The organism is Deinococcus alpinitundrae, from assembly GCF_009982895.1.
Classification (GTDB): Bacteria; Deinococcota; Deinococci; order Deinococcales; family Deinococcaceae; genus Deinococcus; species Deinococcus alpinitundrae.
On sequence record NZ_WXZL01000025.1, the window covers coordinates 18,687 to 32,671 of the forward strand.

18 protein-coding genes are annotated in these 13,985 nt (G+C 64.2%); 7 read left to right on the forward strand and 11 right to left on the reverse strand.

The features are described 5' to 3' along the window. Positions 1-21 precede the first annotated feature (21 nt). Positions 22-579, reverse strand: a complete 558-nt coding sequence (locus GUI70_RS18020; RefSeq protein WP_161883703.1) for a hypothetical protein — start codon at positions 577-579, stop codon at positions 22-24. A gap of 155 nt (positions 580-734) precedes the next feature. Between GUI70_RS18020 and GUI70_RS18025 the strand changes: the two genes are divergently transcribed. The 4 genes from GUI70_RS18025 to rdgB all read left to right on the forward strand — a co-directional run bounded on the left by GUI70_RS18025 (position 735) and on the right by rdgB (position 3,476). After that, positions 735-1,331: a sulfite oxidase-like oxidoreductase gene (locus tag GUI70_RS18025; RefSeq protein ID WP_161883738.1), complete on the forward strand. Its 597-nt coding sequence runs from the start codon at positions 735-737 to the stop codon at positions 1,329-1,331. Next, entirely contained in the window at positions 1,309-1,890 is a 582-nt protein-coding gene (locus GUI70_RS18030) for a mismatch-specific DNA-glycosylase (protein ID WP_161883704.1), read from the forward strand. The genes GUI70_RS18025 and GUI70_RS18030 overlap by 23 nt, the downstream gene beginning before the upstream one ends. A gap of 79 nt (positions 1,891-1,969) precedes the next feature. Then, positions 1,970-2,755, forward strand: a complete 786-nt coding sequence (locus tag GUI70_RS18035) for a hypothetical protein (protein ID WP_161883705.1) — start codon at positions 1,970-1,972, stop codon at positions 2,753-2,755. 124 nt (positions 2,756-2,879) lie between these two features. Next, positions 2,880-3,476: an RdgB/HAM1 family non-canonical purine NTP pyrophosphatase gene (rdgB, locus tag GUI70_RS18040; protein ID WP_161883739.1), complete on the forward strand. Its 597-nt coding sequence runs from the start codon at positions 2,880-2,882 to the stop codon at positions 3,474-3,476. A 30-nt stretch (positions 3,477-3,506) separates the two neighbouring features. Here the strand turns inward: rdgB and coaD are convergent, their stop codons facing one another. The 10 genes from coaD to trpE all read right to left on the reverse strand — a co-directional run bounded on the left by coaD (position 3,507) and on the right by trpE (position 11,254). Further along, positions 3,507-4,001 (reverse strand): pantetheine-phosphate adenylyltransferase, encoded by a 495-nt coding sequence (gene coaD / locus GUI70_RS18045; RefSeq protein ID WP_161883740.1) that lies wholly within the window; start codon positions 3,999-4,001, stop codon positions 3,507-3,509. Positions 4,002-4,033: 32 nt separating this feature from the next. Next, positions 4,034-4,576, reverse strand: a complete 543-nt coding sequence (locus GUI70_RS18050; protein ID WP_161883706.1) for an RsmD family RNA methyltransferase — start codon at positions 4,574-4,576, stop codon at positions 4,034-4,036. Positions 4,577-4,851: 275 nt separating this feature from the next. Further along, the gene (locus GUI70_RS18055; RefSeq protein WP_161883707.1) at positions 4,852-5,472 is read right to left on the reverse strand and encodes a transposase; all 621 of its coding nucleotides are present in this window, start codon (positions 5,470-5,472) and stop codon (positions 4,852-4,854) included. A 21-nt stretch (positions 5,473-5,493) separates the two neighbouring features. Beyond that, positions 5,494-5,973 (reverse strand): hypothetical protein, encoded by a 480-nt coding sequence (locus tag GUI70_RS18060; RefSeq protein ID WP_161882394.1) that lies wholly within the window; start codon positions 5,971-5,973, stop codon positions 5,494-5,496. Between the two features lie 254 nt (positions 5,974-6,227). Next, positions 6,228-7,238 (reverse strand): alpha/beta hydrolase, encoded by a 1,011-nt coding sequence (locus GUI70_RS18065; RefSeq protein ID WP_161883708.1) that lies wholly within the window; start codon positions 7,236-7,238, stop codon positions 6,228-6,230. 77 nt (positions 7,239-7,315) lie between these two features. After that, positions 7,316-8,320 (reverse strand): anthranilate phosphoribosyltransferase, encoded by a 1,005-nt coding sequence (gene trpD, locus GUI70_RS18070; protein WP_161883709.1) that lies wholly within the window; start codon positions 8,318-8,320, stop codon positions 7,316-7,318. Further along, positions 8,317-8,934, reverse strand: coding sequence for an anthranilate synthase component II (locus tag GUI70_RS18075; RefSeq protein ID WP_161883710.1), 618 nt, complete (start codon positions 8,932-8,934; stop codon positions 8,317-8,319). Before GUI70_RS18075 ends, trpD begins: the two co-directional genes overlap by 4 nt. Next, positions 8,931-9,320: a tautomerase family protein gene (locus GUI70_RS18080; protein ID WP_161883711.1), complete on the reverse strand. Its 390-nt coding sequence runs from the start codon at positions 9,318-9,320 to the stop codon at positions 8,931-8,933. The genes GUI70_RS18075 and GUI70_RS18080 overlap by 4 nt, the downstream gene beginning before the upstream one ends. Then, the gene (locus GUI70_RS18085; RefSeq protein WP_161883712.1) at positions 9,321-9,776 is read right to left on the reverse strand and encodes a GNAT family N-acetyltransferase; all 456 of its coding nucleotides are present in this window, start codon (positions 9,774-9,776) and stop codon (positions 9,321-9,323) included. Beyond that, on the reverse strand, positions 9,773-11,254 hold the full coding sequence (gene trpE, locus GUI70_RS18090) for an anthranilate synthase component I (protein ID WP_161883713.1): 1,482 nt from the start codon (positions 11,252-11,254) through the stop codon (positions 9,773-9,775). The genes GUI70_RS18085 and trpE overlap by 4 nt, the downstream gene beginning before the upstream one ends. A 260-nt stretch (positions 11,255-11,514) precedes the next feature. Here trpE and GUI70_RS18095 point away from each other — a divergent pair, with 260 nt between their 5' ends. From GUI70_RS18095 to GUI70_RS18105, 3 genes are read left to right on the forward strand one after another with little or no spacing between them, the layout of a single operon-like run. Continuing rightward, a complete protein-coding gene (locus tag GUI70_RS18095; protein ID WP_161883714.1) occupies positions 11,515-11,874 on the forward strand; it encodes a phage holin family protein in 360 nt (119 codons plus the stop codon). Positions 11,875-11,922: 48 nt separating this feature from the next. After that, positions 11,923-12,900, forward strand: a complete 978-nt coding sequence (gene panC, locus GUI70_RS18100) for a pantoate--beta-alanine ligase (RefSeq protein WP_161883715.1) — start codon at positions 11,923-11,925, stop codon at positions 12,898-12,900. Next, a complete protein-coding gene (locus GUI70_RS18105; protein ID WP_161883716.1) occupies positions 12,897-13,970 on the forward strand; it encodes a type IV pilus twitching motility protein PilT in 1,074 nt (357 codons plus the stop codon). Before panC ends, GUI70_RS18105 begins: the two co-directional genes overlap by 4 nt. Positions 13,971-13,985: the final 15 nt, after the last annotated feature.

Genomic DNA, 13,985 nt, shown 5'->3' on the forward strand with positions numbered 1-13,985 from the left:
AGCGGAACTGTTTTGGAAAGCTCAGGAGCAGTCAGCGACGGGGATATCAGTTACGCTCTGGACCACATTGCTGTAATTGCCGTTGCTGTCCTTGCCGAACGCCTGAACGTAGGTGTATCCCTTGACGTTCACAGTGTTGATAGGTGTCACGACGATGGCCTGAGCGCTGATACCGCTACTGACCTTGAGCGGTGCCAGGCCGGGGCGAATGGTGATGCTGGCCGTGCCGTTACCACTGTAGTCCGGCGTGCTGTAGCGGTCGCCGAAGACGCTGGTGTTGGTGGTGGTGCCGGTCAGTGCTCCCTTGAAGCGAATGCCAATCTGCTGCAAACCACCGGTCCAACTCACGCCCACGTCCAGGCGGGTGTTGAGGTTGTCGCAGATGATGGGCGTTCCAGCCGCCAGCGTGTTGCCATTCTGATCCTGGGTGCTGGTGAGCAGCTTGTACTGGCTGGTGTAGGAGCTGATGGCGTCGAGACTCAGTGTGGTCGACGAGTTGTCAGCGGGCGTTGTCACCGTGACATTACAAGACGACAGCAGGGCCGCCGCGCCGATGAGTCCTAAAATTCCCCTGTTCATACCTCTCACTTTGCCGGTTCAAGCTGACGGGCACGTGACAGCACCTTAAGCGGACGTGAGGAAGGCATTAATCCGGGGCTGATCAACGCTGGTTCTGTACGTCTAAGGCAGCGGCGCTTACCAAGCTCGGGCCAGTGGAGCGCTCAAATGCAGCCATGCTCGGCAACTTCTTCAAGAAACCCGCAGACGATATGAATGGCCGTGTGCCGCCCGGCCAGTCGCTGACCACCCGTTTTCCGGTATTGACTTACGGCCCCGCGCCGCGCTACAAGCTTGAAGACGCCAAAGTGAGGGTGTTCGGGCTGGCCGAGGAACGGGAATTCTCCTGGCCGGAGTTGCGTGCCCTGCCGCAGACCACGCTGACCTACGACATTCACTGCGTGACCCACTGGAGCAAGTTCGACACCACCTGGACTGGCATCCGCGTGACCGATTTGATGCCGCTGCTGAGCCTGAAGCCTGAGGCGACCCACGTGATGATTCACTCGGTGGGGGGTTACACCACCAATTTGAGCCTGGAGGATTTCGTGCGGCCCGAAAACCTGCTGGCCTCCCGCTTCGACGACAAGCCGCTGGAAACCGAGCACGGCGGCCCGCTGCGGCTGGTAGTGCCGCACCTGTACTTCTGGAAGAGTGCCAAGTGGATCAATGGTCTGGAATTTATCAGCGCCGACGCACCGGGCTTCTGGGAGCGCAACGGCTACCACATGCGCGGCGATCCCTTCAACGATGAGCGCTACAGCGACGACTGAACAGTCCGGTGTGCCGTCCGGCGCGGGCCACCTGGTGCCGGATCTGCTCGCGCCGGGGCTGCGGCTGGTCTTGATCGGCACCGCGCCCAGCCGCATCAGCGCCCGCGCCGGGGCTTACTACGCCAATCCGCACAACAAATTCTGGCGGGTCCTAGCCGAGGTGGGCCTGACCCCGCGCCTGTTCGCGCCCCAGGAATTTCCGGCATTGCTGGCGCTCGGCATCGGCCTGACCGACGTGGCCAAGAAGCACAGCGGGGTGGACGCCAACTTGCCCAAAGAAGCCTGGGAACCCGGCGAGGTGCGTGCCCGAATCGCTTACTACCTCCCCCAGGTGGTGGCCTTTACCAGCAAGCGCGGAGCCAGCCAGGTGCTGGGGCTGCCGACGGGCCAGTTGGCATACGGCCCGCAGTCCACCCGGCTCGAAGGTGCGGAAGTCTGGGTGCTGCCGAGCACCAGTCCACTGGGCCACAACCACTTTCAGATCAAACCCTGGCGAGCGCTGGCTGAGCGTGTGGGGGCCTGTGTCGGGACCGATGCTACCGGGAACCCGCAGCGGTGAGAAGGCGTACTGTGAACATGATGGCTCTGTACGCTGCCCTGCCGTTCACTCCTCATTTCTCGCTCTGGAGTTTTTACTGATGTCAGCTCAACTTCCTGAAGAAGACCACGCCTGGCAAGATCAAAGCTGGCTCCGTGAGCGCCGTTCGCTCTCGCTGGTGGGGCAGGCGGCGTTCGCGGTGGGCCGGGCCGGAGACACGCTGGGCCTGATCGTGGTGGGCGGGTTGAGCACCCTGCTCATCGGGGTGCTGCTGGTCTGCTTACTGATCGCCGCGCTGAACGGCTCGCTGATCGCCACGCTGCTGATGCTGGCGGCCATCGCGGGGGTGGTGTTCACCTTCGTATCGTTCCGGCGGCGCACCCGGCAGGTGGCGGTGCGGCGGGAGACTCAGGCGGTTCTGGCGGGCAGCGACGTGAACGCCGAACTGGCCTCGCTGGAAGCCGAGCGCATTCAGAAGCTGGCGCACCTGACCCTCAAGGCCGGAGCCAGCCTCAGCCCGCCGCTGCGCCAGAAACTCAACGCAGCGGCCACCTCCACCCGCGACGCACTGCGCTCGACTGCTGCGGGCGGGGTGCTGACCCGCGAAGCCCACGACGCCCGCCAGGCCGCCGACGACGATCTGCCCAGTGCGCTGACGGCTTACCAGAGTCTGCGCGTCACTGGCAGCGATCTGGCGTACGGAGAAGTGCTGCTGGCCGAGCAGCTCAGCTTGATCGAGCGCCGGATGCGCGCCATCAGCGATGCCCAGGCCCAGCAGCACACCCGCAAGCTGGAAGCCGGACGGCGCTATCTCAGCGTCAAGTACGGCGAGGGCGGCGACCTCAAGCCGGAGGAAACGCCTCCGGACGATCAACGCGCCCGTTAAGGAACAGCTGTAAGAAACCTGTCCCCGGCCACCGGCTCTTGACCGTACACTTGAGCACGTGAGTCAACCCAGCCCAAATCAATCCAATCCAGAATCTGGCCCCACTTCACCGAATCCCAGCCCGCTGCGTGTGGTGGTCGCCACCAGCAATCCCGGCAAAGTCAATGAGTTCAGAGAAGCGCTCTCCGGCCTCGGGTGGCAGCTCGAAGCGCTGGGCAACGTGACGCTGCCCGAGGAAACCGGCAGCACCTACGCCGAGAACGCCATGATCAAGGCCGCCGCCGCGTCCATGCAGACTGGCCTTCCGGCCCTAGCCGACGATTCCGGTCTGGAAGTGGCCGCGCTCGGCGGCGAACCCGGCATCTATAGTGCCCGCTTCGGCGACCGCAGAGACGATCACGAGCGCAACCTGTACTTGCTGGAGCGCACCCGCAACGCTGCTGACCGTCGCGCCCGATTCGTCAGCGTCTTGGTGCTGGCCTACCCCGACGGCCATATCGAGGAGTACCGGGGCGAGGTGGACGGCAAACTGCTCGAAGGCCCGCGCGGGGTCGGCGGCTTCGGCTACGATCCCCTCTTCGGGCTGCCGGATGGCCGCAGCTTGGCGCAGCTCAGTCTTGCCGAGAAGCGCGCCGTGAGTCATCGGGGCAAGGCCTTCGCCGCCCTCAAGGCCGCCCACAGGAACGGCCAGCCGCCGCGCCCGACAGGGAGCAAGGTCTAACCCGGCGGATCAACCCCGCTGACTGATTGCTTATTCGGGCCGCTGCACGTCCGCGAACTTGAGCCGCAAGGCCCTGGCGCTGGCCTGCGGCACGATCTCGTCGACCTCGCCGCCATATGAGGCGATCTCGCGCACCATGCTGCTCGACACGAAGCTCCAGCGGGTCGCGGCCATGATGAACACCGTCTCCACGTCGCCGAGCTGACGGTTCAGGTGGGCGATCTGGAGTTCGTATTCGTAGTCCGAGACCGCCCGCAGCCCGCGCACGATAATGCTGCGGTTTTGCTGGCGCATGTAGTCGACCAGCAGGCCGCCGAAGCTGTCCACGCTGACGTTGGGCAGGTGCCGGGTGGCCTCTTCGAGAATCTGAAGGCGCTCCTCCAGGCCAAAGAGGTGGGTGCTGCGCTTGCGGGCGTTGTGCATCACAGTCACGGTCACGTGGTCGAAGATGCGCGAGGCGCGGGTCAGCACGTCCATGTGCCCACTGGTGATCGGGTCGAAACTGCCGGGGAAGACGGCGTTCATGCCGCGCGTTTCCAGTGTCTTGGGCGTCTTGCTCATGAATCTCCTGCAGGGGGCTGCCGCGTGTAGAGCGTCAGCACGTTGCTGCCGTAGGTGCGGCGCTCGGCCCCAAAGCCCGCCACCTCGCCGGACTTGAGTTGAGAGGGGTGCTGGGCGACCAGCAGCGAATCTGCGCCCATCAGCGGGCTGCTCAGAATCTGGCGGGTCAGCTTGGCGATGTCCTGGCTGTAGGGCGGATCGGAAAAGAGGATGTCGTGCGGCGGCAGACTGCCGAGCAGCTGAGGCGTGTCACCGCGCACGACCCGCACCCGCAGCCCCAGGTCGCGGGCCGCCTGCTCCAGATTCTTGACCGCCCGCAGGTCCTGCTCAATCAGGGTCACCTGGTAGCCCCGGCTGGCCGCCTCCAGGCCGATCGCGCCGCTGCCGCCGTGCAGATCGATGAATGAGGCCCCTTCAGGAAAGCGCGAGTAGAGCAGATCGAACAGGCTCTTACGCAGCCGCGCCGTGCTGGGCCGGGCGCTGTCGGGCACCTTCAGGACGCGGCCCTTGGCGGCGCCGCCCAGAATGCGGACGCTCAAGCGCGGGCCAGAGAGAAGTGAAAAGCAGTCATGGGTTGAGGATAGCGGAGCGGCGCGCGCCGGGTCACCAGATCAGCGCGGCTCAGAAGTCATTGTGGCCTGGCATCCGGATCAGGCGCTTGGGCCACTGCCCACGGGGGGCTGCTGGGGAAATCACTTTGCGGGTTCCGAGCCAGACTCTGCGCCTCACCGCTGAAGATTGAGAGCCACGAAGCTGCGCAGGTGTTTCTGGCCATCCTGGGGCTTCGGGAGTCACTCCACTGACATCTTGCAGTTTAGAATTCGTGATGAAGAAGTGCGTCCTGGACAGCATTGACCCGATCAATCTCTAGATAAAGCTCCGTAAGGCGCACGCCAGCGAGAAATTTTTGTCTGAATCGGCAGGCCAGATCACGCCAATTGGGCCAGGCTGGATCGCCCGGATCCGGGCGATCCAGGAACTCGAAGTGGCAGAGCAAGAAACTGAGGAGACTCAGACAGAGGAACCGCAGTACGCCTTTTTTACTGTGCTGGCCGAAGTTTCCGAACCCAAAACGACTTTTGAGAGTCTTGAACAGGGCTTCAATTTTCCAGCGGCGTTTCCCAGTGTGTTTGATGACCTGAGCGGTGCGTGGCACGGTTGAGACGATAAATCGCTGTTCCTGTTTGTCGCCTGTTTTGGCCGGCAACCATACCCAGCTCAGCCAGAGCGGAACTCCTGGAAGATCGTGCAGCTCAATTCTGCGGCCTGGGGTGGTGATATCGCGCAAATGTTGTCCGGTCGAGGTTTTCCGGTCTGCACGCATCCCAATGAACACAGCAAATCCCAGCGCGATGACGCCCTGGATAAACGCCTTGCTGCTGAACCCTCCATCCGCCAAAAGATGAATCGTCTTGCTGCTGTTGCGGACTTCCAATGGAAGTCCGCGCAGGAGCTTTCAGGCCAGTTGGGTCGGCGATGGTTGTCCCTTGCCCCGCCAAATCAAAAACGACCACGGGAGGCGGCGTTCTCCACAGCAGAGATACAGCAGCACGATGTGGACCCCGTGCACCGAATTCAAGGTGTGCATCCAGTCTCCCAACCCCTCGAAGCGGCCTTCCTTGGCCATTGACGTGAGATCGACGACGAGTTCCAGTCGTGGAGGACGTCCAGCACAGCTTCTTCGATACGCTTTCAGTTGAGCGTGTGCATGCTGTCGCATGACGCGAATGACGGCGGGCAAGCGCCAGGAATACTGATTCAAAAAGCGGCTCAGGGCCGCAGGCGACTTGACCGTTGCATAAGCTGGGAGTGGTTTCCCCATTGCCGCCAGGAAGAGGCAGAGCAGCACCTGGACACTGTCCAGGTGCTGCTTGCGCGTGAACGTCGCAAGAATGTCAGAATAAAGCTGTCCAGCACGGGTATTCTTTGTTTTCACGTCCTCATTTTGAGGCCCAAAGCCGTGCTGGACAGCTTTTTCGTAAACTGCAAGATGTCACTCCATCAATATCTGTCCTCTGATTTGCCAGTGAGCGAAAAGGATGCACTTGGCCACAACGCCCAACGCAAATCGTCAGTCTCAGTGGAGAAAGGGCAAACAAGGCGGAAGCCGAGACAAAAGGAAGCTGAGAGCACTAGCATGAGGGCGGTTGAGACAGAAGAGTGCCGCTTCATCCCTTATACGAGCAATGCTTACTGACCGCTGTTTTGCCAGAACCCGTCAAGCGCTGCCTTCACTTGCGGCAGTTTCTCGAACTGCGGCAGGCCCTGGCTCGGCACGATTCGCACCGCGCTCACGTTGCTCTTGGCGGTGAAGTCCGGCAGGCGGTCAAAGTTCACGTAATTGTCTTTGTCGTAAAGGACCAGCACCGGAATGTTGAGTTTGCTGTACAGGGTGTCGAAGGCGTCGGGCGTGAACAGGCGGCCACTGATGAAAAACAGCGGCGCATACTTGCCGCCCAGCTGGTTGGCACTTTCGCGGCTGTAGTTGAGAAGCCCCGCATCCACCGAGCCGACAAAGCTCTGCTTCAGGAAGTAAAGGATGCTCGGCTGACTCTTGATCAAGGCGTAGAGCGGTGTGCCGAAGGTGCGCAGGCGCTGGTAGAGCTTCTGGCCGCCGTCCTCGTCACGGGCGCGCTGGGTGCCGCCGCGCGCGCTGCCCAGGCCGGAGGGGGAGATCAACGCCAGCGACTTGATGCGCGGCTCCGAGAGGGCGGCACGCGCCGCGAACTCCGAGCCGAGCGAGAGCGACACCACATCCACGTCCGAGCTGATCTGGGCGACCAGACCGCTCAGGGCGCGGGTCATCAGGTCGGGGGTGTAAGTCGCGTCAGGGCGTGCCGAACTGCCGAAGCCGGGCCATTCCAGCACGTAGATGGGCCTCGTTCCCGCGTAGGTGTCGAAGATGGGCTTCATCTCGTAAGCGCTGGCGGCGGCGTTGATGCTGGTGGTGAGCAGCAGTGGGCGGCCCGTGCCGCGCGTGTCGGCGTAGTAAGCCACCCTGCCGAAACCGGGCAGCTCGAAAGAGCGCCGCTCGGCGTCCAGCGCGGGAGAGAGGGGCGCTTGGGTCTGGCTGGCGGCGGAGGGCGCATCAGCGGTGGTGTTGCCATCGCTGATGGTCTGCGCGCCGGCTCGTCCCAGCGTCACGCTGAGGCCCAGGGCCGCGACGGTCAGCCACAGTCCGAGGGGGTGTCGTTTGCTCATGCCCAGAGCTTAGCGGAACGAACTGACCGTTCGGTAACATTCATGGCAGCTGAGATTAAGGCGGGCTTGATCAACCTTCAGCGGTGGGTGTAGGCCGCGTAGCGCTCCAGCAGGGTCCAAGCCGCGCCACCATGCAGAATCTGGCCCGCCAGTTCGGCTCCGCCGCGCAAATCTGCGGCTTTTCCTGCCAGGTAGAGTCCGGCTCCGGCGTTGAGCATCACCACATCGCGCTGGGCTGCTGTGCCGCCGCCCTGCAAGACCGCGCGGGTGATGGCCGCATTCTCGAAGGCGTCGCCACCCATCAGGGCAGAGAGGGGGTACTCGCCCAGGCCCACCTCCGCCGGACTCAGGGTGTAGTCGCGGATCTCGCCTGCCCGCAACTCGCTGACACGGGTGGGGCCGCTGACGGTCAGCTCGTCCAGCCCTTCGCCCGACACGACCAGCGCCGCCGTGCTGCCAAGTAATCGCAGCACCTCGGCCAGCGTGCGGGTCAGGGCCGGGCTGTAGACGCCCACCACCTGATGGGTCGCTCCGGCGGGGTTACTGATCGGGCCGAGTACGTTGAAGGCGGTACGCGAGGCCAGTTCGGTGCGCACCGGCGCGGCGTGCCTGAGCGCCGGGTGGTAGTTGCGGGCGAACATGAAGCCCACGCCGAGTTCGTCGATGGCACTGGCGGCCCGTTCCGGCGGCGCGTCGAGATTGACGCCCAGCGCTTCGAGCACGTCGGCGCTCCCGGCGCGGGCGCTGGCGGCGCGGTTGCCGTGCTTGGCGACATGCACCCCGCCCGCCGCGATGACGAAGGCGGCGGTCGTGGAGATGTTGAAGGTGTTGGCTCCGTCGCCGCCGGTGCCTGCAGTATCCAGCAAGATGGGGCGTGGCGTCACCGGTACCCGCACCGCGTGTCGGCGCATCGACTGGGCGAATCCGGCGATCTCCTCGGGGGTCTCGCCGCGCACCCGCAGGGCCGAGAGCGCCGCCGAGAGCCGGGTGGCGCTCACGTCGCCCTGCATCACCTGGTCCATGAAGGCCGACGCCTCCGACTGACTGAGGCGCTCGCCGTTCATCAAGCGGGCGTGGATCATGCTTGAATCGCCTGGTGCTGGCGCACTTCCTTCAGAAAGTTGCGGATCATGGTCTTGCCGTCCTCGGTGGCGATGCTCTCCGGGTGAAACTGCACGCCGAACACCGGGTAGTCGCGGTGGCGCAGGGCCATCAGCGCCCGGTACTCGCCCGCCGGAGTCTGGTCGGTGGTCCAAGCCGTCGCCACGAGTTCCGGCGGCAGGTCTTCGACGATCAGGCTGTGGTAGCGCGTCACGCGGGCCTCGCCCTCAATGCCCGCAAACAAGCTTTGACCGTCGTGCGAGACGCGGCTGGTCTTGCCGTGGACTGGAATCGGCGCGCGCTTGACGCTGGCCCCGAACGCCTCGCCGATGCTCTGGTGGCCCAGGCAGACGCCCAGCAGCGGGTACTTCGGCGCGAAGGTGCGGATCACGTCCACGCTCAGGCCGGCCTCCAGCGGCGTGCAGGGACCGGGGGAGATGACGATGGCGTCGGGGTTGAGGGCTTCGACCTCGGCCAGCGTGAAGGCGTCGTTGCGCCAGACAGTCAATTCGCAGCCCTGTTCACCGAAATACTGAACGAGGTTGTAGGTAAACGAGTCGTAGTTGTCGATGATCAGGATGCGGGGCGCGTTCATTTCGTTACCTCGTAGTTTAACCGCAGTTCGTCGCCGATCTGACCGCGAATGCCCCAGTGGGCCGCAGGCGTTTCTATCAGCGTCACTTCCAGATCGTTCAAGGGAAGATCAACCCCCTCACCCAGATTGATCTGGAGTTGCCGGATGTACTGGCGCAGGGTCGCTGGCTGACGACCCTGAAACAGGTGGATTTCCAGAATCAGGTAAGCCGTCGAGCGGTCGGCGGGATGAACAAAGTCTTCGGCAGTCAGGGGAAAGAAACGGTGGAATCTCTTGCCTTCTGGCAGGCCGAGGACTTGCATTGAGGCGGCGTGAATGGCATCCGAGATGGCCTGACGGTGGGCCGCGAGGTGGGCAGTGTGACCGTAAATCTTGACCTGCGCCATTTACGCCAGCACTCCCGTTTTGGTCAGCTCAACCATGACGAGAGGACCCGCTTTGAACTGCCCACTCCGGACATAGCCCAGCGATTCGTATAGCTTCAGATTGCCCACGCTCTGCTCTCCGGTGAAGAGGATATAGTTCGTCACGTCCAACGCGGCCTCTATCTCACGCATCAGGCATTTGCCCCAGCCCTGGGCGCGCCAAGTCGGATGTACCATCAAGCGGCCGATCTCGCCGCGGCCGTTCACGACCCGCCCACGCACCGAGCCGATGGGTTCGCCGCCCTGCTCGGCAACGAGCATTGTGTATTTGGGAAACTCCTTCACAAGTTCCGGCAAGGTCTGACGCATCGGCGCGATTTCCGTTTCCGGGTAGCGTTCGGCCTCGCTCTGAAAAGCCAGTTTTTGCAGCCTCAGCAGCGCGGGTAAGTCGTCAGCGTTGGCCAAGCGGATGTTCACAGCCCCGCCGCCGCCCGCTCCGCCGCCCGCATCAGCGCCGCCGCCTTATTCTTCGTTTCCTGCTCCTCGGCGGCCGGGTCGGAGTCGGCCACCACGCCGCCGCCTGCCTGAATGTGAATCCGGTTTTTGACGATGACCATCGTCCGCAGGGTCAGGGCCATATCCAGGCTGCCATCGAAGGCGATATAGCCGAAACTTCCGCCATACGGTCCCCGGCGCACCGGCTCGATCTCGTCGATGATCTCCATCGCCCGGATCTTGGGTGCGCCCGACAGCGTGCCCATCGGCAGGGTGCTGGCCAGGGCGTTGAGCGGCGTCTGGCCCCCTCGCAGCTTGCCGCGCACGCCGCTGACGATGTGCATGACGTGGCTGTATCGCTCGATGGAAAAGGCGTCCTCCACCGTCACGCTGCCGTATTCGGCCACCCTCCCGATGTCGTTGCGGCCCAGATCGACCAGCATCAGGTGCTCGGCGCGCTCCTTCTCGTCGGCCAGTAACTCCTCGGCCAGCGCGGCGTCCTGCTCAGGCGTCTGGCCGCGCGGCCGGGTTCCGGCAATCGGGCGGGTCACGATGCTCACGCCATCGCTTCGCAGCAAGCTCTCCGGGCTGCTCGCCACCAGGGTCACCTCGCCCAGATTCAAGAAACCCAGATACGGACTCGGATTGATGCCGCGCAGCGCCCGGTAGAGCGCGAACGGCTCCACCGTCAGGTCCGCCGAGAAGCGCTGAGACGGCACCACCTGAAAGATGTCCCCGGCGTGGATGTACTCGATGCAGCGCTTGACGGCGTTCTGGTAGCCCTCGGAGGTGAAGTTGCTCTCAAATGTCATCGGCTCGGCGGCCTCGCGGCCCGGCACGTCCGGCAGCGGCCCGCGCAGATCCCTTTCCAGCGTGTCTACGATGCGCCTGGCCTCGGCCCCGCTCCCGGAGATCGCCACCGCGTAGAGCTTGTGGCGCAGATGATCGAAAATGACAATGCCTTCCGGCACGATGAACAGGGCGTCGGGCACCTTCAGCTCGTCGGGGTTGGCGTCGGGCAACTGCTCGTAGACCCGGATGATGTCGTAGGCCGCGTAGCCCACCGCGCCGCCGAAGAAGGGCGGCAGGCCGCTGAACTTCTCGGCGGGCAGCGTCACGGGCCGCAGCACGCGGGTGTAGAGCAGAGCGAGCGGGTCGGCCGTCTCCAGGATCTCCTGGGTCTGATCCTGGGCTAGCACCCCGCTCAGCGTCGCCGTTTTGCCGTTCAGGGTAAAGCGTCCCACCTCGCCCACGCCGATAAATGAGTAACGGGCCTGACGCTCGCCGCCCTCCACGCTCTCCAGCAAAAAGCTGAGCTTTTTCGCGCCGCCCGTGACTTTCAGGTAGGCGCTGACCGGCGTGTCGAGATCGGCATTCAGTTCGCGAACCTCGGTGAAGGTGGGTGGGGTCTGCGTCGGCTGGGTCCGGGTTGGCGGGGTCTGCGGCGGGGTGAGGGTCATACTGGCTCCTTTTGGAGTGAGAGCAGGAAGCGGAAACACCACAAGAAACCGCGCCCGGAACGAAGTCGGTTCCTGGGCGCGGCGAGAATCAAGGCAGCCGGAGTGTCACCCAGAAAACCGGGGCCACCACCAGGCATTGCAGCGAAGCATGGCCGTAGCATAAGCGCTGTGGTGCCCCGGCGTAAAGCACCCGGCTCTCTGAGCGCTCCCTCAAGCCCGGCTCAAGACGCCTGCATCCGGCGAGGTCTTAAGGTAAAGCCATGCTCAATGCCCTCCTGAAACTCATTATCAGTGCAGCGGCGCTCTACCTCGTCACCCGGCTCTACAGCGGGGTGTCGTTCGAGCCGGGCAGCACCTGGATCAACGTGCTGATCGCCGCGCTGGTCATGGGCATCATCAACGCCATCATCCGGCCCATCTTGCTGCTGCTCTCGCTGCCGATCAATGTGCTGACGCTGGGCCTGTTTACCCTGGTCGTCAACGCTCTGATGCTGATGCTGGTGGCCTCGCTCACGGCACTCAACGTGGCGGGCTTCGTGGGCGCGTTTGTGGGGGCCATCATCCTGACCGTGCTCAACTGGCTGATCGATCTCATCTTGCCGCACGACCTGGAACGCTGATTTCCCTGTCCTTCTCGGGTCTGAACTTTTGATAGCTTGCCGGGTGTGATGCAACTTGTCCACACGCCTGCCGAGTTGCGGGCCGCGCTGGGGCCGGAGCGTTCGTCGCTGGGGCTGGTGCCGACGATGGGCCGCCTGCACGACGGCCACGCTCACCTGATTCGCCGTGCCCGTGCCGAGAACGACCGGGTGGTGCTCAGCCTTTTCGTCAACCCGCTGCAATTCGGCCCCACTGAGGATTTCGCCGCCTACCCACGCGATCTGCCGGGCGATATGGCCTTTGCCGAGCAAGCCGGGGTGGACGTGTTGTTTGCGCCCGCCACCGACCAGATGTATCCGCCGGGCTTCGCCACGCGGGTCAGCGTCGCGGGCGTCTCGGAAGGGTACGACGGCGCGTCGCGGCCCGGCCACTTCGCCGGGGTGGCGACGGTGGTGCTCAAGCTGTTCAATCTGGTGCAGCCGACGCGGGCCTACTTTGGCGAAAAGGACTGGCAGCAACTGATGGTGGTGCGCCGGATGGTCTGCGACCTCAATGTGCCGCTGGAGATCGTGGGCGTGCCGACGGTGCGCTCGGCGCTGCCCGGCGAGGAAGGCCTGGCGCTGAGCAGCCGCAACGGCTATCTCACGCCGCCGCAGCGGGCGCGGGCCGCCGTGATCGCCCGCGCCCTCGGGTCGGCCCAGCAGCGCTACGCGGCGGGCGAGCGCCGCCCGAGCGAACTGCTGGCTGCCGCCCGCGCCGTGCTGGCGAGCGAACCGGAGCTGCGCCTCGATTACCTGGGGCTGGTGGACGGTGACATGCGTGACATAAAGCAGCTCGATAATGGGGGGGTGTCTACTCCGCACCGCTCCGATGCCCTGCTGCTCGATACTGCCTTACTGGACACTGGTCCGGCCGCCGACGCGCCGACGCAGGCCCGCTTGCTGGTGGCGGCCCGGTTGTTCGGGGTGCGCTTGATCGACAATCTGCCGCTGACCGTGCCAGGGCACGCGCCCGCTGCGGTGGGTCACGGGGAGACGGTCCAGTGAACCTCGACGAACTGCTGCGCCAGATGCTCTCGCGCCGGGTCAGCGACGTGCATTTGCAGGCGGGCAGCCCGCCGACCGGCCGGGTGGACGGCCAGCTGGTGCAGTTCGGCACCCAGTTGCTGATGCCGCCCGATACCCAGGCGCTGGCCCAGAGCATTCTCAGCGCCGACCAGTGGGAGGATTTCGAGTACCGCAACGAACTCGATACCGCCTACAGTGTCTCGGGCATGGGGCGGTTTCGCTGCAACATCTTCCGGCAGCGCGGCGCGGTGGGCATCGTCATGCGGGTGGTCGGCGACAGTATTCCCAATTTTGAGACGCTGGGGCTGCCCACCGAGGTTCTGCGGACCTTCTCGGAAGCCTCGCGCGGGCTGATTCTGGTGACCGGCCCGACCGGCTCGGGCAAGAGCACCACCATGGCCAGCATGGTCGACCACATCAACCGCAACTTTGCCTACAACATCATCACCATCGAAGACCCGATCGAGATCTTGCACCGCAACCAGCGCAGCATCGTGGCCCAGCGCGAGATCGGCGCGGACACCCGCGACTTCGGCACCGCCCTCAAGTACGCCATGCGCCAGGACCCCGATGTGATCCTGATCGGCGAGATGCGTGACAAGGAAACGGTGGAGGCGGCCCTCACCGCCGCCCAGACCGGCCACCTGGTGCTCTCGACGCTGCACACCCTTGACTCGATGCGGACCATCAACCGCGTCATCGACTTCTTTCCTCCATACGAGCGCGGTCAGATCCGGGTGCTGCTGGCCGAGTCGCTGGTGGGCATCGTCAGCCAGCGGCTTCTGCGCCGCTCCGACGGAGTGGGCCGGGTGCTGGGTCACGAAGTGCTGATCAACACTCCTCTGATTGCCGAGTTCATCCGCGATGAAAACCGCACCCACGAGATCAAGGAGGCGCTTATTGAGGACAACATCAGGGGCATGCACACCTTCGACCAGCACCTGCTCGATCTGTACCAGGCCAACATCATCTCGATGGAAGAAGCCCGCGACAACGCTTCGAGTCCCAACGAGTTCAAGCTGATGGTGACGCGCTCCAACAGACGCTGAGGCCGGGGATTCAGC